General features: G+C 42.1%; 22 protein-coding genes. 1 reads left to right on the plus strand and 21 read right to left on the minus strand.

Annotation, left to right across the window (positions count from 1 at the left end; translation table 11 throughout):
* Positions 1-11: 11 nt before the first annotated feature.
* From K1I71_RS05110 to cdaA, 8 genes are all read right to left on the minus strand, one after another.
* Positions 12-1,883 carry an ABC-F family ATP-binding cassette domain-containing protein gene (locus K1I71_RS05110; RefSeq protein ID WP_223330371.1) on the minus strand — a complete coding sequence of 624 codons (1,872 nt, stop codon included), beginning with the start codon at positions 1,881-1,883 and terminating at the stop codon, positions 12-14.
* Positions 1,880-3,079, minus strand: a complete 1,200-nt coding sequence (locus K1I71_RS05115; RefSeq protein ID WP_317628054.1) for a CCA tRNA nucleotidyltransferase — start codon at positions 3,077-3,079, stop codon at positions 1,880-1,882. The genes K1I71_RS05110 and K1I71_RS05115 overlap by 4 nt, the downstream gene beginning before the upstream one ends.
* Positions 3,076-3,843 carry a 4-hydroxy-tetrahydrodipicolinate reductase gene (gene dapB, locus K1I71_RS05120; protein ID WP_223330372.1) on the minus strand — a complete coding sequence of 256 codons (768 nt, stop codon included), beginning with the start codon at positions 3,841-3,843 and terminating at the stop codon, positions 3,076-3,078. The genes K1I71_RS05115 and dapB overlap by 4 nt, the downstream gene beginning before the upstream one ends.
* Before the next feature lie 380 nt (positions 3,844-4,223).
* Positions 4,224-5,072, minus strand: a complete 849-nt coding sequence (locus K1I71_RS05125; protein WP_223330373.1) for a DegV family protein — start codon at positions 5,070-5,072, stop codon at positions 4,224-4,226.
* Between the two features lies 1 nt (position 5,073).
* Entirely contained in the window at positions 5,074-5,448 is a 375-nt protein-coding gene (locus tag K1I71_RS05130; RefSeq protein WP_001050081.1) for a DUF1149 family protein, read from the minus strand.
* Positions 5,449-5,521: 73 nt separating this feature from the next.
* On the minus strand, positions 5,522-6,874 hold the full coding sequence (glmM, locus tag K1I71_RS05135; RefSeq protein ID WP_223330374.1) for a phosphoglucosamine mutase: 1,353 nt from the start codon (positions 6,872-6,874) through the stop codon (positions 5,522-5,524).
* 24 nt (positions 6,875-6,898) lie between these two features.
* A complete protein-coding gene (locus tag K1I71_RS05140; RefSeq protein WP_033686543.1) occupies positions 6,899-7,678 on the minus strand; it encodes a CdaR family protein in 780 nt (259 codons plus the stop codon).
* A complete protein-coding gene (gene cdaA / locus K1I71_RS05145; protein WP_223330375.1) occupies positions 7,665-8,522 on the minus strand; it encodes a diadenylate cyclase CdaA in 858 nt (285 codons plus the stop codon). The genes K1I71_RS05140 and cdaA overlap by 14 nt, the downstream gene beginning before the upstream one ends.
* Positions 8,523-8,659: 137 nt before the next feature.
* Between cdaA and K1I71_RS05150 the strand changes: the two genes are divergently transcribed.
* Positions 8,660-9,628: an NAD(P)/FAD-dependent oxidoreductase gene (locus K1I71_RS05150; protein ID WP_024057223.1), complete on the plus strand. Its 969-nt coding sequence runs from the start codon at positions 8,660-8,662 to the stop codon at positions 9,626-9,628.
* 31 nt (positions 9,629-9,659) lie between these two features.
* Here K1I71_RS05150 and whiA read toward each other — a convergent pair whose 3' ends face one another.
* The 13 genes from whiA to metA all read right to left on the minus strand — a co-directional run bounded on the left by whiA (position 9,660) and on the right by metA (position 20,332).
* Positions 9,660-10,571: a DNA-binding protein WhiA gene (whiA, locus tag K1I71_RS05155; protein WP_223330376.1), complete on the minus strand. Its 912-nt coding sequence runs from the start codon at positions 10,569-10,571 to the stop codon at positions 9,660-9,662.
* Positions 10,568-11,545, minus strand: coding sequence for a YvcK family protein (locus K1I71_RS05160; RefSeq protein ID WP_223330377.1), 978 nt, complete (start codon positions 11,543-11,545; stop codon positions 10,568-10,570). The genes whiA and K1I71_RS05160 overlap by 4 nt, the downstream gene beginning before the upstream one ends.
* On the minus strand, positions 11,542-12,432 hold the full coding sequence (rapZ, locus tag K1I71_RS05165; RefSeq protein WP_223330378.1) for an RNase adapter RapZ: 891 nt from the start codon (positions 12,430-12,432) through the stop codon (positions 11,542-11,544). Before rapZ ends, K1I71_RS05160 begins: the two co-directional genes overlap by 4 nt.
* A gap of 51 nt (positions 12,433-12,483) precedes the next feature.
* The gene (locus tag K1I71_RS05170) at positions 12,484-12,864 is read right to left on the minus strand and encodes a RidA family protein (RefSeq protein WP_001140420.1); all 381 of its coding nucleotides are present in this window, start codon (positions 12,862-12,864) and stop codon (positions 12,484-12,486) included.
* Between the two features lie 10 nt (positions 12,865-12,874).
* Complete coding sequence (gene yihA / locus K1I71_RS05175; protein ID WP_024057221.1) at positions 12,875-13,462, minus strand: ribosome biogenesis GTP-binding protein YihA/YsxC; 588 nt, start codon at positions 13,460-13,462, stop codon at positions 12,875-12,877.
* An 8-nt stretch (positions 13,463-13,470) separates the two neighbouring features.
* Complete coding sequence (clpX, locus tag K1I71_RS05180; RefSeq protein ID WP_223330379.1) at positions 13,471-14,703, minus strand: ATP-dependent Clp protease ATP-binding subunit ClpX; 1,233 nt, start codon at positions 14,701-14,703, stop codon at positions 13,471-13,473.
* A 36-nt stretch (positions 14,704-14,739) separates the two neighbouring features.
* Complete coding sequence (locus K1I71_RS05185; RefSeq protein ID WP_223330380.1) at positions 14,740-14,910, minus strand: hypothetical protein; 171 nt, start codon at positions 14,908-14,910, stop codon at positions 14,740-14,742.
* A complete protein-coding gene (locus tag K1I71_RS05190) occupies positions 14,910-15,416 on the minus strand; it encodes a dihydrofolate reductase (RefSeq protein ID WP_000162457.1) in 507 nt (168 codons plus the stop codon). Before K1I71_RS05190 ends, K1I71_RS05185 begins: the two co-directional genes overlap by 1 nt.
* A gap of 131 nt (positions 15,417-15,547) precedes the next feature.
* Positions 15,548-16,066, minus strand: a complete 519-nt coding sequence (locus K1I71_RS05195) for a Dps family protein (protein ID WP_000229886.1) — start codon at positions 16,064-16,066, stop codon at positions 15,548-15,550.
* 231 nt (positions 16,067-16,297) lie between these two features.
* Positions 16,298-17,812 (minus strand): GH25 family lysozyme, encoded by a 1,515-nt coding sequence (lytC, locus tag K1I71_RS05200; protein WP_223330381.1) that lies wholly within the window; start codon positions 17,810-17,812, stop codon positions 16,298-16,300.
* A 33-nt stretch (positions 17,813-17,845) separates the two neighbouring features.
* Complete coding sequence (gene tpiA / locus K1I71_RS05205) at positions 17,846-18,604, minus strand: triose-phosphate isomerase (RefSeq protein WP_004269852.1); 759 nt, start codon at positions 18,602-18,604, stop codon at positions 17,846-17,848.
* Positions 18,605-18,701: 97 nt separating this feature from the next.
* The gene (locus K1I71_RS05210; RefSeq protein ID WP_223330382.1) at positions 18,702-19,379 is read right to left on the minus strand and encodes a DnaD domain-containing protein; all 678 of its coding nucleotides are present in this window, start codon (positions 19,377-19,379) and stop codon (positions 18,702-18,704) included.
* A gap of 8 nt (positions 19,380-19,387) precedes the next feature.
* On the minus strand, positions 19,388-20,332 hold the full coding sequence (metA, locus tag K1I71_RS05215; protein WP_223330383.1) for a homoserine O-acetyltransferase MetA: 945 nt from the start codon (positions 20,330-20,332) through the stop codon (positions 19,388-19,390).
* Positions 20,333-20,563 lie beyond the last annotated feature (231 nt).

Raw genomic sequence — 20,563 nt, forward strand, 5'->3', positions numbered from 1 at the left:
TTTCTATTCTTCTAGCTATCAAAGTCACTGAGATACTCATAGCGTTCGTATTTTTCAAGGAGTGCTTCATTTTTCTCGTCTAGTTCTTTTTGAAGAGTCGCTAATTTGCCAAAGTCAGAACCATTGGCCTGCATTTCCTCTTCAATAGCAGCGATACGGTTTTCCAAGGCTTCAATATCGCCTTCAATACTTGCCCACTCCTGCTTTTCTTGGTAGGTCATGCGTTTCTTGTCTTCTCGGACCTTGACAACCTTCTCCTTTTCAGCCTTTTGAACTTGATTGACCATCTCTGTTTCAAAAGCTTTTTCATCAAGGTAATCGGTGTAATGACCAAAGAAAGAACGAATCTCACCATCTTCAAAAGCGAGAATCTTAGTCGCTACTTTATCCAAAAAATAGCGGTCGTGACTAACAGTCAAAACTGGACCAGCAAAGCCTTGCAAGAAATTCTCCAAAACTGTCAAGGTTGCAATATCCAAATCATTGGTTGGCTCGTCTAAGAGGAGAACATTTGGTTTTTCCAAGAGCAATTTGAGGAGATAAAGACGTTTTTTCTCTCCCCCAGACAATTTCTCAATCAAGGTTCCATGCGTCGAACGTGGAAAGAGAAACTGCTCCAGCAACTCAGCGATGGAAGTCGTAGAACCACCACTGGTCTTGACCTCCTCTGCCACTTCCTGCAGGTAATTGATCACACGCTTGCTTTCATCCAAACCCTCAATTTGTTGAGAGAAATAGGCAATGCGAACAGTTTCCCCAATCACAACTTGTCCTGCTGTCGGCTCAAGAATGCCTGCAATCAAGTTAAGGAGAGTTGATTTCCCAACACCGTTGTCCCCAACAATTCCAATACGATCTTTAGCTTGCACCAAGAGATTAAAATCTTGCAAAATAGGCTTGTTTTCATAGGCAAAGGAAACATCCTGAAACTCGATGACCTTTTTCCCAATCCGACTAGTTTCAAAGTTCATGGCCAAATCTGTCTCAGCAACGCCGCCTGAAATTTCCTTTTTCAGGTCGTGGAAACGATTGATACGAGCCTGCTGCTTGGTTGCACGCGCCTGCGGTTGTCTGCGCATCCAGGCCAATTCTTGCTTATAAAGTTGTTCCTTTTTGTGGAGAAGAGCCGCATCGCGCTCGTCCTGTTCCGCCTTAAGGCGAACATAGTCCTGATAATTGCCCTGATATTCCGTCAATCCTGCTCGATCCAACTCGAAAATACGTGTTGATAAAGCGTCTAGGAAATAACGGTCGTGGGTAATAAAAAGGACGGTCTTCTTAGAATTTTTCAAAAAGAGGGTCAGCCACTCAATAGTCGCAATATCCAGATGGTTGGTCGGCTCATCCAGAAGCAATAGGTCGTGGTTGCCAAGAAGAACTTGCGCCAACTGGACCCGTCTTCTTAGACCACCTGACAATTCCCCAACTGGAGTGGATAAGTCCTGAATCCCCAGCTTGCTAAGAACTGTCTTGACCTGACTCTCAATTTCCCATGCTTGGAGAGAGTCCATTTCAGCCATGACCCGTTCCAAACGCGCCTGCTTGTCCTCACTATAGTTGAGCATGATCAATTCGTACTCACGAATGAGCTGGATTTCCTTGAGGTCGCTGGAGAGAACCGTATCCAAAACTGTCTTTCTATCATCAAAATCAGGATCTTGGGTCAAGTAACCAATCTGGTAATCATTCTTAGCTGAAAAGGGACTGACATCCCCATCAAAGCCAGAAACACCAGAAAGGACATCCAAAAGGGTGGTCTTCCCCGTTCCATTGACACCAATCAGACCAATTCTGTCTAGGTCATGGATAATAAAGGAAATATCCTTAAAAACGGTCTTGTCACCGACGGATTTACTTAGTTTTTCAACGATAAAATCACTCATTTTTTCTCCCTCAGATAAGCATGGATGGCTTGACGGTCATTTTCCAATTCTCCATCGACAATGGCATACTCAATCTCTGTTAAAATCTCTCCCAAGTCAGGTCCTGGGTGATAGCCATATTCCTTAATCAAAATGCCACCATTAATCTGAATTTCTTTCTTGTCATGAATGGTCAAACTCTGATAGGTTTCTGTGATTGCTTGTGGATTGACTTCTTTTCCTTGGGCCTGACGAAGATTTTCAGCCTGTAAAAGTAAATCCAAGTCAAAGCGGTAACAATCGCGCTTGCTCAATTCTCCCTTTTCACGCAAGGCCAAAATAGTCAGCAAATCCTGAACTTGCTTGGCAAACTGGCGTGAGGTCTTCCAAGCCTTCAAAAATGGCTGCGCATTTTCAATCTCTAAAGCCGACAGTAAAGCCGACCAGGCTTGCTCTGAAGATTCAAAGGTGAAATCAGTCTCCAAATCAAACAGTCTATTGAGCTTGTCCTGGCTAGCTGCCATATCAGGGAGATAGTCATAAGCTTGACTCTCAATCATGGAAGCCAAGCCCCTTCTCCAAAATGGAGCCAGCAAGAGTTTATCAAACTCAACGAAGGTACGCTCCACAGAAATTTTCTCCAAAAGTGGCGTCAAAGTCTTCATAGCTTTAAATGTTTCTGACTCAAGCTCAAAGCCAAGACTAGCCTGAAAACGAAAACCACGCATAATCCGCAAAGCATCTTCGTTGAAACGCTCACTAGCCACTCCAACTGCTCGTAAGACTTGCTTTTCCAAATCTTCTAAGCCATGGAACAAGTCAATGATTTCTCCTGTCTCGTCCAAAGCAAAGGCATTGACTGTAAAATCACGGCGCTTGAGGTCTTCTTCTAGCGAGCGAACAAAGGAGACCGCACTAGGTCTACGGTAGTCCACATAGACATCTTCTGTCCGAAAAGTAGTCACCTCGTACTCCTCATCCCCATCTAAAACCAAGACGGTTCCATGTTCGATTCCGATATCGGCTGTTCGCGGAAAAATCTGCTTGGTTTCTTCTGGATAAGAAGACGTCGCAATATCCACATCATGGATAGGACGATTGAGGAGGGCATCTCGAACAGAGCCCCCAACAAAATAGGCTTCAAAACCTACTTCTTTAATTTTTTCTAATACTGGTAAAGCCTTCTGAAATTCAGAAGGCATTTGCGTTAATCTCATAATAAGTGTTCTAATCCATAGACAAGCTCATGACGCTTGACAACTTCTTTAATTCCCAAATTCACCCCTGTCATGAAGGAGCTGCGATCATAGGAGTCATGACGGAGGGTCAATCCTTCTCCCTGATTGCCAAAGATGACTTCCTGATGAGCTACTAAGCCTGGCAAACGTACTGAGTGGATCCGCATGCCATCAAAGTCAGCACCACGAGCACCTGTAATCAATTCTTCTTCATCAGGCGCACCTTGCTGGGTAGACTTTCGAACTTCTGCTATTAACTCAGCTGTTTTAATAGCTGTTCCACTCGGAGCATCCTTTTTCTTGTCATGATGGAGCTCGATAATCTCCACATTTGGGAAATATTTAGCAGCCTGCCTTGAAAATTGCATAAGCAAGACAGCACCTAAGGCAAAGTTAGGGGCAATCAAGCCACCCAAGTCTTGGGCACGAGAAAATTCTTTTAGTTCTGCAATTTCTTCACTTGTGAAACCAGTCGTTCCAACTACTGGAGCAAAGCCATTTTCAAGAGCAAAACGTGTATTTTCGTAGGCAACAGTTGGAGTAGTAAAATCTACCCAGACATCTGCTTCAAAACCGACCAAATCAGCCTTATCCTTGAAAACAGGAATACCCTGCCATTCTGATTCAGACTCAAAGGGATCCAAAACTGCTACCAAGTCCAAGTCTGGATCAGCCAAGACCATCTGACAAGCAGCCTGGCCCATCTTTCCCTTAAAACCAGCAATAATTACTCGAATACTCATCTCTACTCCTATTTAAGATACAAAGCCTGTAAGAACACAAAGTGAAAATAGGAGTTCTGATCATGGAGTAGATACTCCTTGGAAGAACTATCTTTTTCACACAGAGTTCCAGGCGTGTTCAATTATCAAGATACAAAGAACGTTAGCTGCCCTTGAAAAATAGGGAATGACACTGACTTTCCATGAAAGGCAAGACAGGCATCTTTTTTCATGAGGCAGGTAGTCCGTGTTCAATTTCTAAGATACAAAGCCTGTAAGAACACAAAGTGAAAATAGGAGGTCTGATCAATGAGTAGATACTCCTTGGAAGAACTATCTTTTTCACACAAGGTTTCAGGCGTGTTCATTTGTTAACTTCTTAACTAAGCTAAAAGTCCCAACTAAATCACTGGAATATAGCCTAGAGCAATGCTTCCTGCTCCTAGGTGTGTTCCAATGACACTACCAAATGTAGCAAGTGAAACATCCGTACCCACTCCAGATTCAAGTAAGTGCTGACGCAATTCCTCAGCCTTTTCAGGAGCATTTCCGTGAATGACAATGATACGGTATTGGCCTGAAGCTGTGGCTTCCTTGATAATCTCAATTAAACGCTTGGTTGCTTTCTTTTCAGTACGAACTTTTTCGTAAACTTCAATCACACCTTGGTCATTGAAATAGAGGATTGGCTTAATGCTTAGCAGATTGCCCAAAATCGCAGCTCCATTTGAAAGGCGTCCACCTTTAACCAAGTGGTCCAAGTCATCCACCATGATGAAAGCAGATGTGTGACTAATTTGAATAGCTAGCTTATCCTGAATAATGGCAAAGTCATCGCCCTGGTCTCGCCAGTTAAAGACACTTTCAACCATGATACCCAGAGGAGCACTTGTAATCAAAGTGTCTGGGAAGGCAATGGTTAAGCCCTCATAATCATCGACCATATACTGGATATTTTGGTAAAAACCTGAAATTCCAGAAGATAGGAAAAGCCCCAAAGCATGGGTATAGCCTTGTTCTTTAAGCGAAGTTAGAATCTCATCTAACTTTGCAATACTTGGTTGACTGGTCTTAGGCAATTCAGAAGCCTGAGCCATTTTTTGGTAAAACTCCTCAGCAGTCAGATTGATACCTTCGACATACTCCTCACCATCAATATTGACAGGAATATCCAAGACAAATAAATCTTCTCTTTGTAAGGTCTCTGCACTGAGATAGGCAGAGGAATCTGTGATAACAGCTAATTTCATATTAGAACTCCAAATTGATTCCTGGTAAGTCTAATGCAATTTCAGTTACTTCGTAAGTCAAACGGTTGAGCATGTTCAAACATGGACGAGCCAAGGTTTCCACTTCTTCTTGGTTCAATTCACTTGGTTCGTTAACAATACGACCATCGATATGATTCACCTGTGAAATGGTTCCACTGATGACAAATTTATCAAATACAATCATAAAACTCAAGACAACAATCAAGGAAGTCACTTGATTTTCTTGGTCATGTTGAATTAATTGGAAGTTCACATCCACCTTAGTTTCAGGAGCTCCATTTTCATTTTCCCATTCAAAATTACGCGCATCAAAATGATACTGACTAACAAATTCTTGTTCACGTTTAAGATTCATGTCTTTCTCCCTTGGCTACAATATTATAAGCTATTGTACCATAATTTTTTATTTTCATCTAGTTTTCTAGGATTTAGTCAATCCCGATTTCAGCTCGAACTACGTCTGCGATGGTATCAACATAGTAGTCCACTTCTTCTGTTGTAGGAGCTTCTGCCATAACACGCAAGAGGGGCTCTGTTCCACTTGGACGAACAAGGATACGGCCATTCCCTGCCATTTCAGCTTCCAACTTCTCGATGATAGCCTTAATAGCTGGCACTTCCATAGCCTTTTCCTTCATGGCATTTTCCACTCGGATATTGACTAATTTTTGTGGATAGATGGTTACTTCTGCTGCTAACTCTGACAGGCTCTTACCAGTTTCCTTCATGATTTTTGTCAATTGAACAGCTGATAATTGACCATCACCTGTTGTATTGTAGTCCATCAAGATGACGTGACCAGACTGTTCACCACCGAGGTTGTAGCCTGATTTTCTCATTTCTTCCACAACATAGCGGTCGCCAACTGCAGTGACTGCCTTGTTAATGCCTTCACGGTCCAAGGCCTTGTGGAAACCAAGGTTGGACATAACAGTTGTCACAATTGTATTTTGGGCCAATTGTCCTTTTTCAGAAAGGTACTTTCCGATAATGTACATGATTTTGTCACCATCAACGATCTCACCATTCTCATCAACAGCAATCAAACGGTCACTGTCTCCGTCAAAGGCCAAACCAATCGCTGATCCGCTTTCTTTGACCACTTCTTGAAGGGCTTCTGGGTGGGTTGAACCAACATTAAGATTGATGTTAAGACCGTCTGGTGTTTCCCCGATAACCGTCAATTGAGCGCCAAGATCTGCAAAGATTTGACGGGCACTTGTAGAAGCTGCACCATTGGCCGTATCCAAGGCAACCTTCATTCCTTCAAGAGGAGTTCCAGTTGAAACAAGATATCCTTCATACTTACGCAAGCCTTCTGGATAATCTACCAAGGTTCCCAAGCCTTCAGCACTTGGACGTGGCAGAGTGTCTTCTGCAGCATCTAGCAGGGCTTCAATTTCTGCTTCTTTTTCATCATCTAGTTTGAAACCATCACCACCAAAGAACTTAATCCCATTATCAAGGGCTGGGTTGTGGCTAGCAGAAATCATGACACCGGCACTTGCCCCTTCAGTTTTAACCAAGTAAGCTACTGCTGGTGTTGCAAGAACACCAAGTTTGTAGACGTGAATCCCTACAGAGAGGAGACCTGCCACCAAGGCAGATTCTAGCATTTCCCCTGAAATACGTGTGTCACGTCCTACAAAAACTTTCGGTGCTTCCGTTTCATGTTGGCTAAGAACATAGCCTCCAAAACGTCCTAGTTTAAAGGCCAATTCTGGCGTTAATTCTACGTTAGCTTCTCCACGGACTCCATCAGTCCCAAAATATTTACCCATTTTTATAAAATCCTTTTCCTATTTTTAATTCGTTTTTGAACTAGTTGCTTTCGATGACGAAGATGTCTCCGACGAACTGCTTGTTGTTGAATTTGATGTACTTGAACTTGGTGCTACTGGTTTTGTAGTCACCTTCATTGTTGTGTCGAACGGAGTAATAACTGCCGGTAAGACAACACCATTACGGTCGATTGCCTGCAAAGGTACCGAACCACTGTAATTACCTGTTATGCGTTCGCTGGTTGGTAAAAGTGCAATAATTTTGTCAATCTTAGCTAATGTTTCTTGGTCAGTTGTGACCGAAACGCGTTCATTTGACACAGTTACACTATCAAGTTGTAGCTTCGGATCAATCTGGCTTTGGTCAACTTGTGGCACAACAATCATCCCATCTCGTTTAACCTTCTTCCCAACTTTCACTGTAATCTTTTGAGGCGTTGCCACAGCAGTCAATCCACTTGGAAGATTTTCAATATTTAAGGGAACTTCAATTGTTCCAATACTGGCATCCGTCAAATCAGCAGTTACCTTAAACTTACGAGTGCTCTCCTGCATTTCGCTGGCCAAGGTCACACGATTAGCTCCGGTTAATACCACTGAAACTTCTGATGCAAATCCGCTAATGAAATACTGTTCATTATCATAGTGGATATCGATAGGAACGTTCGTTATCGTATTGGTGTAGGTTTCTGATTTGACCTGCCTTGCGGTATTGCTATTTTGAAAGTTGGTTGACGTTGCATAGATAAATAAGACACAAGCAAAAAAGAGGGATGAAATAATATATAGACTATTTTTTCTCATGTTTCCAACCTCCTAGCAAACGGTCCTTGAAACTGGCTTTTTCCTCAAGGGCTGGCAAAAGAATTGTTCGTAGCTCTGCTTCAAATTCTTCAAGAGTCAAATCATGCTTGAAAACTCCATTGTAGGTAATAGAAATACCACCTGTTTCCTCTGAGACGATGAAGGTCAAGGCATCCGACACCTCTGATAAACCGATAGCCGCCCGGTGTCTGGTTCCAAATTCCTTGGAAATCCCTGTGCTTTCTGTCAAGGGTAGATAGGCCGAAGTCACTGCAATCCGATTTTCTCTGATAATCACAGCACCATCATGCAGAGGAGTGTTGGGAATAAAAATATTGATGAGGAGTTCTGCTGAAATCTTGGCATCCAAGGGAATTCCTGTCGCGATGTATTCTTGCAAGGTACGAACCCGTTGAATGGCAACCAGAGCACCAATCTTACGAGGGCTCATGTATTCAACTGACTTGACAAAGGCACGGATCATTTGCTCTTCTGCACTAATTTGAGTAGTAGAAAAGAAATCTGTCGCCCTTCCCAAACGTTCCAAACCAGTTCGAATCTCTGGAGAGAAGATAACAACTGCAGCAATAACCCCATAAGTGATAATCTGATTAATCAACCAAGAAATCGTTGTCAAACCAAGGATATTGGCCACACCCTGAGCTAATACAAAGATCAAAACACCTCGCACCAAAATCATAATCTTGGTACCAGCTATCGCTTTTGTAAAACGATATAAAATATAGGTCACAATCAAAATATCAAACAAATTGATGGCAATACTCCAAGGACTAGAAAACAAGCTAGTCCAATATTGCAGGTTGGATAATTGTTGAAAGTTCATCTGCTGTCTCCTCTCTGTCCAAACACGTTCCTTTCTATTATACCATTTTTCTGGCATTTTTTTCCCTATCCTACTTCATTTTAAATTAAGGAAAAATATGATAAAATAAACTGACTAGAAAAAACAAAGGAGAAACCATGTCTCAACTCTATGATATTACCATTGTAGGTGGTGGTCCCGTCGGGCTTTTTGCAGCCTTCTATGCCCACCTACGCCAAGCCAAGGTCCAAATCATCGACTCTCTTCCCCAACTAGGTGGACAACCTGCTATTCTCTATCCTGAAAAGGAAATCCTAGACGTCCCAGGTTTCCCAAATCTGACTGGAGAAGAGTTGACTAACCGTCTAATCGAGCAATTAAATGGCTTTGATACCCCTATTCATCTCAACGAAACGGTTCTTGAGATTGAAAAACAAGAAGAAGGCTTTGTAATTACAACTTCTAAAGGAAGTCACCTGTCTAAAACTGTTATCATCGCTATGGGTGGCGGTGCCTTTAAACCACGTCCTCTAGAACTAGAAGGCGTTGAGGGCTATGAAAATATCCACTACCACGTTTCCAACATCCAGCAATATGCTGGTAAGAAAGTGACGATTCTGGGTGGTGGGGACTCAGCTGTTGATTGGGCTTTGGCTTTTGAAAAAATCGCACCAACTACCCTTGTCCACCGCAGAGATAATTTCCGTGCCTTGGAACACAGTGTCCAAGCCTTGCAGGAATCATCAGTGACCATCAAGACACCATTCGTCCCTAGCCAACTCCTTGGAGATGGAAAAACGATTGACAAGTTGGAAATCACAAAAGTTAAATCTGATGAAACAGAAACGATTGACCTAGACCACCTCTTTGTCAACTATGGTTTCAAATCTTCTGTCGGTAACCTTAAAAACTGGGGTCTGGACCTCAACCGCCACAAGATTATCGTCAACAGCAAACAGGAATCCAGCCAAGCAGGTATCTATGCTATCGGTGACTGCTGCTACTATGATGGAAAAATTGATCTGATTGCGACAGGCCTCGGAGAAGCACCAACCGCTGTTAACAATGCCATTAACTACATCGACCCTGAGCAAAAAGTACAACCAAAACACTCAACCAGTTTATAAAAAAGAACCACGAGTCCTACGATTCGTGGTTTTATAGTTCATCGGCTAATTTATTTATCTTTCTGAGTCTGTGGTTGACACCACTTTTAGTCAGAGGGGTACTAAGGCTATCTGCTAACTGCTGGATAGAGTAGTCTGGGTGCTGAATCCGCAGCTGCGCCACTTCCTGCAAATCCACAGGTAAATTTTCCAAACCCATTCTATCTTTGATTTTACTGATATTATTAATGGTCTTCATACTGGCAGAAACTGTCCGAGCGATATTGGCTGTTTCAGCGTTATTGGCTCGATTGAGGTCATTACGGGTTTCTCGCAAAATCTTTACTCGCTCAAAATCATCACGCGCCTGCATGGCTCCAATGACTATCAAGAAGTCCATAATATCTTCGGCACGCTGGAGATAGGTCACAGCTCCCTTCTTGCGCTCAATAACCTTAGCGTCCAGCAAAAACTGCTGGAGGAGAGAGGCCAATCCTTGGGCATGATCAAGATAAACAGAACTGATTTCCAACTGGTACTTGCCTGACTCCGGATCACGAATGCTTCCATTTGCCAAGAAAGCGCCACAGAGATAGGCACGGCCTGCTTCCTCGTCTGATAAAATTGCCTCGTCAATACCTGTTTCTAAGCCAAAGAAGGAGTCTGCCAAGTGTAAGTCACTCAATAAATCCTGCACCTTTTCATCCGTAAAAACGGTATAAACCCGATTCTTGCGAAGATTGCTCCTTTGGTGATGGCGAATTTCTGATTTGATTTCATAGAAATGAAGAAAGGACTCATAGAGGTGACGAGCCAGCTTGGCATTTTCTGTCACGACGGACAAGGTCAAGCCTGAAGTTGAGAGACCGATACTCCCAGACATCTTGATGATGGCAGACAATTCATGACGACTGAGATGGTGTTGACCAAGAATTTCCTCTTTTACTGCAACTGTGAAACTCATTTTCTCACCTGTATAATGCGCATCAATTCGTCTACAATCAAATCGCCATCGTGGAAGGCACCTCCATTTTCCAAACGAAGGAAGTTGGATGAAATCACACGCGGAACTTGCTTACAAAGCCCAGAAAAGTCATGGTCTACTTGCACCAAGTATTCATCAAACCGGTTGGAATTCATGTATTCCTGTGGCACTTTTTCGATATTGACCAAGACCGTATCGATAAAAGGTCGGCCAAGGTGACGATGCAAGACTTCCACGTGATCACTATCTGTAAAGTGTTCTGTCTCCCCACGTTGGGTCATGATATTGCAGACATAGGCTATTTCTGCCTTGGTTTCCAAAAGTGCCTGCCCGATCTCCTCGATAACAATATTAGGCAAAATGGAGGTAAAGAGGGAGCCAGGTCCCAAGACCACCATATCACTCTCTAAAATAGTTTCAACCACTCGCCGACTGGCCTCTGGTTTTTGGTCATCAAGAGTATTGGTCACATAGACATGATCAATCATACCTGGATGGTCTGCAATATGACTCTCTCCAGCCACTTCTGTCCCATCTTGAAAGACTGCATGAAGGGTCAAAGGATGGTCACTGGAAGGATAAATCTTCCCAGTTGTGTGGAAAAACTTGCTCAGCAACTGCATGGCATTATAGGTCGAACCCTGCATTTCTGACAGGCCAGCGATGATGAGATTCCCCAATGGATGTCCAGCAAAGGCCCCAGCATCCTCAGAAAAGCGATACTGAAAGACCTTTTCATAAAACTTAGGCATATCCGACATGGCTACCAGAACATTGCGAAGATCGCCTGGCGGTGTCAATTGTTGGATATTCTTTCTTAGCTCACCTGAAGAACCACCATCATCTGCTACCGTCACGATAGCTGCGATGTCAACATCCTTTTCCCGCAAGCTTTTCAAAATGACGGGGATACCAGTTCCTCCACCAATTACCGTTATCTTTGGTTTTCTCATGAACGGTTTACCGTTTCCTTTCTTCTGTCTTTGTCACGATGGCTTTCATTGACAGGCCAGTTTTTGGATAAATCCTCAGCTATCCGCTTAGCAAAGGCTACACTACGATGCTGCCCCCCCGTACATCCCACGGCAATGGTCAAAACAGACTTCCCTTCCTTTTGGTAGCTTGGTAAAATCGGCTCAATCAAGGCGAGTAAGTGCTGATAAAAACTTTCAGACTCTTCATGATTCATCACATAGTCATAAACTGCTTGATCCTCACCTGTCTGATTGCGAAGTTCAGGGAGATAGTAGGGATTTGGCAAGAAACGGACATCAAAGACTAGGTCCGCATCAATTGGGATTCCATATTTAAAACCAAAAGACATGACTTCGATACGGAAAGACTGGGCTTGCTCTTGATCTGAAAACTGCTCTGCAATGGTTTTACGCAGCTCACGAGGAGTAAGTTCAGTCGTATCCACCACATTTTGACTCATATTTTTCAAAGGTGCCAAGAGTTCACGTTCCAACTTGATTCCATCTAAAATACGACCGTCTGCTGCTAGTGGGTGACTCCGTCTGGTTTCCTTGTAACGAGCAACCAATTCCTTATCAGCTGCATCCAAAAAGAGAATTTTGAAATCCAAATCATCTTGATTTTCCAACTCATCCAAGACAGCTTGAATTTCTGAAAAGAAAGAACGGCTACGCATATCCACTACCAAGGCCAACTTATGGTCGTCTTCCTTTGTTTCCACCAACTGCAAAAACTTAGGCAAGAGAGCTGGCGGCATATTATCAATAGTAAAATAACCTAAATCCTCGAAGGACTGAATGGCTACAGTTTTGCCTGCACCACTCATCCCTGTCACAATCACCAAATGAAGTTGTTTCTTTGTCATCTTTTTCTCCTTATATCAAAAGAAGTTTGGCAACACCAAACTTCAACTAGCTTATCCAATCTCTGCGATGACTTCGATTTCGACTTTTACATCACGAGGAAGACGAGCTACCTCCACAGCTGAACGAGCTGGAAATTCCTCTTTAAAGGCCGTTTGGTAAACCTCGTTAAAAGGAACAAAGTCGTTCATATCACTCAAAAAACAAGTTGTTTTGACAACATGGTCAAAGTCAGTTCCTGCCTCTGCCAAAATAGCACCGATGTTTTTTAAGACTTGCTCTGTCTGTTCTTGAATCGTTTCTCCAACGATTTCCCCAGTTTCAGGAGAGAGAGGAACTTGACCACTAGCAAACAAAAGGTTGCCAACGATTTTTCCTTGAACATATGGTCCGATAGCCTTTGGGGCCTTATCTGTATGAATTGTTTTTGCCAATTTCTTTTCCTCACAATTTTTCTAAGATTGCATCCCAAGCCTCATCCATCCCTGCCTTACTGACAGATGAAAAGAGGATAAAGTCGTCACTTGGGTCAAAGTTTAATTTCTTTTTGATTGCTGATTCGTGCTTGTTCCATTTACCACGAGGAATCTTGTCCGCCTTGGTCGCAACGATAATAACCGGAATCTCATAATACTTGAGAAATTCGTACATCTGTACATCATCTGCTGACGGGTCATGACGAAGGTCAACTAAACTGACTACCGCACGGAGATTTTCCCGAGTCGTTAGATACTCTTCAATCATGCTCCCCCACTTTTCACGTTCCTTCTTGGAAACGCGGGCATAGCCATAACCAGGCACATCCACAAAGCGCATCTTATCATCGATGTTAAAGAAGTTGAGAAGCTGGGTTTTACCAGGTTTCCCCGATGTACGAGCCAGATTCTTACGGTTCAGCATGGTATTGATAAAGCTAGATTTACCAACATTTGAACGTCCTGCTAGAGCAATCTCTGGCAGTTCATCCTGCGGATAGTGGGATTTATTAGCCGCACTGAGCAAGATTTCAGCATTATGTGTATTAAGTTCCATAGTCACCTCTAGGCTGTTTCTAGGATTGGTTTATCCGTTCCATCAACAGCTTCTTTAGTAATGCGAACCAATTTCACATTTTCCTGACTCGGTACTTCAAACATGACATCTAGCATGGTTTCTTCGATAATCGAGCGAAGTCCTCGCGCCCCTGTATTCCGTTCGATGGCCTTGTTGGCAATCTCTTGAAGGGCTTCGTCGTCAAATTCCAACTCGACATCATCATAAGAAAGCAAGGTTTGGTACTGTTTCACCAAAGCATTTCTTGGTTCTTTCAAAATACGCACCAAATCATCTACTGTCAACTGTTCAAGAGCTGCAAAAACAGGCAAGCGTCCAATCAACTCAGGGATAATACCAAATTTTTGAATATCTTCTGCGATGATTTCTTGCATGTAAGAGCTGTTTTCATCAATCGCTTTATTGTTTTGACCAAATCCGATGACTTTTTCACCCAGACGTTGTTTGACGATTTCTTCAATACCATCAAAGGCACCACCCACGATGAAGAGGATGTTTTTAGTATCCACTTGAATCATCTCTTGTTGTGGATGCTTACGTCCACCTTGAGGGGGCACGCTAGCAACAGTTCCCTCGATAATCTTGAGAAGGGCTTGTTGCACACCTTCACCAGAAACATCACGTGTGATAGACACGTTCTCGCTTTTCTTAGCAATCTTGTCAATTTCATCCACATAGATAATCCCACGCTCTGCACGCTCGATGTTAAAGTCAGCAGCCTGTAGGAGTTTGAGGAGGATATTTTCCACGTCCTCACCCACATAACCAGCCTCAGTAAGAGCTGTCGCATCTGCGATCGCAAAAGGTACATTCAAGCTCTTAGCCAAGGTCTGAGCAAGGAAAGTTTTCCCTGAACCAGTTGGGCCAATCATCAAGATATTTGATTTCTGCAAATCCACATCTTCTGACTCTTCACGCGTATCGTGGAAATTGATGCGTTTGTAGTGGTTGTATACAGCTACTGCCAAGGCACGTTTGGCACGATCTTGACCGATTACGTAGTGATTCAAGATGTGGAGGAGTTCGATTGGTTTTGGTACCTCAGACAAGTCTGCCAAGACTTCCTCAGCCAACTCCTCACGAATGATCTCCTGGGCTAACTCCACACATTCATTACAGATAAAGGCATTGTTCCCAGCGATTATTTTTTGTACTTCTTCTTGGCTTTTACCACAAAATGAGCAATAAACCATCATATCATTATTCCTATTTGTAGGCATGATTTCCTTCCGTTCTATTCTATACTGTCATTCTATCTAAAATAAGGTCATGTAAAAAGCATGGATACTATTGACCAAATTGGTAAAGGCATTTAACCAGAGCAGGACAGAAAGTCCATAGCGCTTTTTACGAAAAGCCTGTACTCCTGCAAGCAAGCAGACCAAACACAGCATGGCTGTGAAAAAACCAAATAAACTACGTTCCATTAGACTTCCTTTCTCTTGCGGTATTGGATGGTAAAATCATAAGGATTTTTCTCATCTTTGGTATAGGATTTGCTTGAAACTGTCTCAAAAATAGACAAGTCAAACTCTTCAGGGAAATAGGTATCTCCCTCCACCCGAGCATGGATTTGAGTGACAATTACTTCATCCAAATAGGGTTCAAAAGCCTGAAAAATCTGCTTTCCACCAATAATATAGAGATTCTTTTCTTGAGCCTGATACCAGTCCAAGACAGACTGGACATCATAAAAAGTGGTAACCCCATCTATCTTTTCTTCTGGGTTACGAGTCAAAATCAAGGTCTCCCGTTTTGGAAGCAGACGACGCCCCATTCCATCAAAGGTCACACGTCCCATCAAGATAGCATGATTCAGAGTTGTTTCTTTGAAGTGTTGCAGTTCTGCTGGCAAATGCCAAGGCAGACGATTGTCCTTACCAATAACACCCTCTTCATCCTGGGCCCAAATAGCTACAATTTTCTTAGTCATGCTTCCATCCTTTTCACTGATAGTACTATTTTATCAAAAAACTCAAAAAAAGACTGGTTTGGAATAGCTTACAGAATAGAAAAAAATCCGTAAGAGGCATCCTACAGATTTTTATATGATTATTCTATTTCTTACAAACCAGGTGCTTGTCCAAGTTCTGCCGCAAGCATCCAAACCGTTTTCTCAAGTTCAGCTTTAGCACCAACAAAGATATCGTTTGTCACATCATCACCTTCTTCATCAGTAACATCCAAAGCTTTTTGGAACAGAGTGATGAGATAACGATAAACATCTAGGACACGTTCCAAGCTTTCTTCAACATTACGGTATTCACCAGCTTCTTCTTCGATTTCACTATGTTGAAGGAATTCTGTCAAAGTAGAGAATGGGCTGCCACCAAGTGTAATCAAACGTTCGCTGATTTCGTCAAGATAGCCATCAAGGCTGTCCATGTATTCATCCATTTTTGGATGCCACACAAGAAAACCACGACCGCGCATATACCAGTGTACTTGGTGCAAAGCAACGTGAGCTACGTACAAATCAGCAACAGCTTGGTTCAATACTTCCTTTGTTTTTGCCAATGCTACTGGCGCTACTTTTGTCAATGATGTTACGTCTTTTACTGCTTCTTTTTTCAATTCTACCATTTTATTTTACCTCGTTTATTATTTTTTGTAACCACTTCTTAATGATTACTACCTTAGTATACTACTAAGTAAAACCAATAGCAAGCCAAATGACTCACATGAGAAAAGTTGCAATAGACTGATAATTTAAGAATTTTTTAGAATGAAACCCAGTCACTTTCAATCTCTCTTAACAGAGATAAAATAAAGAAAAGAGCATACAAATGTACACTCTTTTCTCAGTTTTACATCTTAATACCAGACGCTAACATCCACACGTCCTCGAATCCCTTTAAGAGAGTCAGATGAAGTATATTGCCATCCTTTTTCTCCTGAATAATGAGGATTATTCCAATCAAGCGCATCCGTATAAGCTGCAACCCAGTTGACATGCTGTAAAATATCTGGATGATTTAAGCGTGTTTGCAAGAGTTGACGATAGCTATAAACATTCACATTTTGATAACCAGCCTGCTTCATTGTTGCCATATACTTGTTGATAATCTTGACCCAGGTTCCAGTATCACTTGGAGCTCTCTTAGTCTTATTTCCATATTCCCAGTTCTCAACATCATAATAGATAGGGTAAGACAAGTTCATCTTGTATTTCTTCAAGAGTTCAATAGTCTGCTTAGCATCATTCTCAGCATCGGTCTCATTTTCAGCATAAGTATAGAGGTAAACACCGTAAGGAATTCCAAGACGGTTTAACTCCTTGATATTATGAGCCAATTCCTTGTCCTCAGTTCCACTATAGCCCAAACGAACAATGACTCCATCTACTCCATTATCATCGATGACTTTTTTCCAGTCACTGATACGACCATTGTGTTCACTGACATCGATGACCTTTTTAACTTGATCAGTCCCAACTTGTTCTTCACGATGGTTAAAGAAATAACGTCTGCCATTTCGGTGAACCCAGCCAACATTCAAGTCTTTCTTTTCTTTTAACTCACCTGAGTCAGAAAAAATATAGCGAGCATCATCCATGACTAATTCACCAGTCGCCATAGCACCACTTTCTGTCAAGTAGTAGTTACCCTGCCACTCATCTTGAGCCATGTAACCCCACTTCTTGAAATAATACCACTTTCCGTCTACCTTTTGCCACTCTTGATTAGCATAAGAGCCATCAGATTTTAGATAGAAGTAAGACGAATAGGCTGGATCATAAAGCCATTCATTTTGCATCATAGCACCTTGACCATTCAAGAAATAATTTCCCTGCCATTGACTTTTAGCCATATAGCCCCACTTCTTAAAATAGTACCATTTACCTCCAACAGCGTGCCATTCCTGGTTAGCATAAGAACCATCGGATTTCAGGTAAAACCAATTCTTATAGGCATTATCATAAACCCATTCATTCTTAGCCATATAACCACCTGATTTTAGGTAGTAATTGCCCTGCCACTCATTTTGAGCATAACGACCGTCTGACTTAATATAAAACCAAGCCTTATAGTAGTTATCAAAAATCCACTCACTCTTGGCTTTGGAACCATCAGCCTTTACATAATAATCCCCCTCCCAGTGGGCAGAAGCATTGGTCTTTACACCTGTGCTCGTTTGAGTTTTATTAGAAGACTGATTTTGCTCTGAACTACTTGAAACTGTCGTTGTATCCTGCGAAGTTTTTGAAGCTTCGGTTTCATTTGCAGCGACATGATTAATTGCCAAGCCGAGTAAACAGATACTTGCTAATCCAATTTTTCCAATCTTTGTTTTCAATCTTTCCTCTCCTATAAAAAATGGAACAAGCATTCGAATGCTGTTCCACCTAGCTTTTGCTACTGATTATTTTACAAAGTCAAGCAAAGCCAAGAAGCTTTCTGCTTCAAGTGACGCACCACCTACAAGGGCACCGTCAACGTCTGGGCAAGCCATGTATGAAGCAACGTTTTCAGGTTTAACAGAACCACCGTATTGAACACGAACTTTGTCTGCAACTTCTTGACCAAAGTCAGCAGCTACAACGTCACGAACAACTTTACACATTTTTTGTGCGTCGTCTTGTGAAGCTGATTTACCAGTACCGATAGCCCAGATTGGCTCGTAAGCGATAACTGATACAGCAACTTGTTCAGCAGTCAATCCAGCCAATGCAGCAGATACTTGAGCACCTACAAACTCAGCAGCTTTACCAGCTTCGTAAGTTTCAAGTGACTCACCACAACAGATGATTGGAAGCATACCGTTTGCAAAGATTGCTTTTGCTTTTTTGTTGATATCTTCGTCAGTTTCATGGAAGTAGTCACGGCGTTCTGAGTGACCGATAACAACATAGTCAGTACCGATTTCTTTCAAAACTTGTGGGCTAGTTTCACCAGTGAAAGCACCTGCATTTTCAAAGTAGCAGTTTTGAGCAGCAACTTTAAGGTTTGAACCTTTTGCAGCAGCAAGAACAGTTGTCAAATCAAGAGCTGGAGCTGCGATACCTGCTTCAACAAGATCTGATGAAGGAAGTTTTGACGCAACTGCTTCAACGAATGCTTTAGCTTCTTCTGGATTTTTGTTCATTTTCCAGTTACCAGCGATAAATGGTTTACGTGACATTTCACATACCTCTTTTTTCAATTTATTTTCTATTTATTTTATCACAATTAGACACAGCTTGCAAATCTTACTCGGATTTCAAGCCTGCTTACAAGGATTAATCCTTCCAGAGATCCATAGCATTTCTAAAATCTGCCGATACCTGTGTCAACTGAGGATTGCTTGCTTCTCTCTCTGCCCGCTTGGCCTCTATTTGAACCACACTTTTAATGCCTTCATGGCGCCAATTTCTCAAAATCGCCTGAATGTACTTCCAGTTTGGTTTTCCATTCAAAACAGCTTCACGAAGAGCTTCTTTTATCAAGTCAGCACTGGTCCCATCTTCCTTTAGTGTCTTGGTCAAATCCTCAATCTCAAAAGGAGTCAACAAGCGCCCTAATTCCTGCTGGAAGGTCTCTACCAAATCCTTGAGCTGATTTTGAGGTATCAGCTGGTCTGAACTTGAATGAGCTGCTCCAAGCAAATTATCCAAACGTTCCAAAGCCAAACTAGCATCAAAAAGCAATTCAATTTCACCATTCAATTCGATCGTTCGATACTGAAGCAGTCCCCTCTCCGTCAAATTGGAAATAGCCTGATTGACTTCCGAAATTTCCTTGCCAATCCTTTCAGCAATCTGGCTTGGGGACATTTCTTCTAAGCCTGTCGTATTTTGCAAATAGAAAAATTGCCAGACCAGAAAATCATCGCTAGAAGGAAAGAGTTCCTTAAAATGCAAGAGCAGGGCACTCGGTAAAACCAAGTTCCCTGATTTAAAAGCGTCTAAATATGTCATAATTCCTCTTATAAATACCCAAATGCAGATGCATCATCTTCTATTTTTCTCCAGTCAAAAGGCGTCTCCTGATAGACCGCATAGTTCACCCAGTTACTGAAAAAGAGGGCTGCTGATGAAGACCAACAAAGACAAGGTGTCTGATTGACATCATCATCCTTAAAGTAATTTTCTGGAATATGTGGGTCTAAACCTGCATCACGATCCCTAAAATACTCTTTTGCCAAGGTATCTCGGTCATATTCCAAATGCCCAAAACTATAAATTTCTCGTAAATCACGACTAGCCAAAATCGAAACCCCAACCTGAGGCCCTTCTGATAAAATCTCGAGATTGGTTTTATTTAAGATTTCTTCCTTAGAAATCTCCGTGTGTCGTGAATGAGGGGATACATAGCTATCGTCAAAACCTCTAAATAGAAGGTGCCCTTCCTTTAAGGTGTCCTGAGGATAGATACCCGACAACTTACTGTCCATCTGGTATTTTTCCACCCCATAGCGCAGATAAAGCCCAGCCTGAGCCCCCCAACAAATATGAAGGGTCGAATAGACATGAGTCTTAGACCACTCAAGCACCTGACTAAATTCCTCCCAATAGTCCACTTCCTCAAATGGTAAATGCTCAACTGGAGCACCCGTGATAATCATCCCATCAAAATACTCATCCTTGACTTCAGGAAAAGTTTTATAAAAGGTCTCCATGTGCTCTGCACGAGTCGTTTTGGAACGGTGACTCTCCATATAGAGAAAGTCTATGTCCAATTGCAAAGGAGTATTTGCTAAATGCCGTAACAACTGGGTCTCTGTGACCACTTTTTTGGGCATTAGGTTTAAAATCAAAATCTTCAAGGGACGGATATCTTGGTGGGCCGCACGTTGATCATCCATGACAAAGATATTCTCTGTCCTTAAAATCTCAACAGCTGGCAATTTTTTATCAATTCGAATCGGCATAACCCTCTCCTAACTGTACTCTTTCAGGAATAATACTCTTCGAAAATCTCTTCAAACTACGTCAACGTCCATCTGCAACCTCAAAGCAGTGCTTTGAGCAACCTGCGGCTAGTTTCCTAGTTTGCTCTTTGATTTTCATTGAGTATAATTGCATATGTTTGAAGTCAAATCTCAAACACTTAGTCCTTTTATTATACTGCAAGAAGATATAGTTTTCAATTATAGTTTTTC

The sequence above is a fragment of the Streptococcus mitis genome, from assembly GCF_019929545.1.
GTDB lineage: Bacteria > Bacillota > Bacilli > Lactobacillales > Streptococcaceae > Streptococcus > Streptococcus mitis_BU.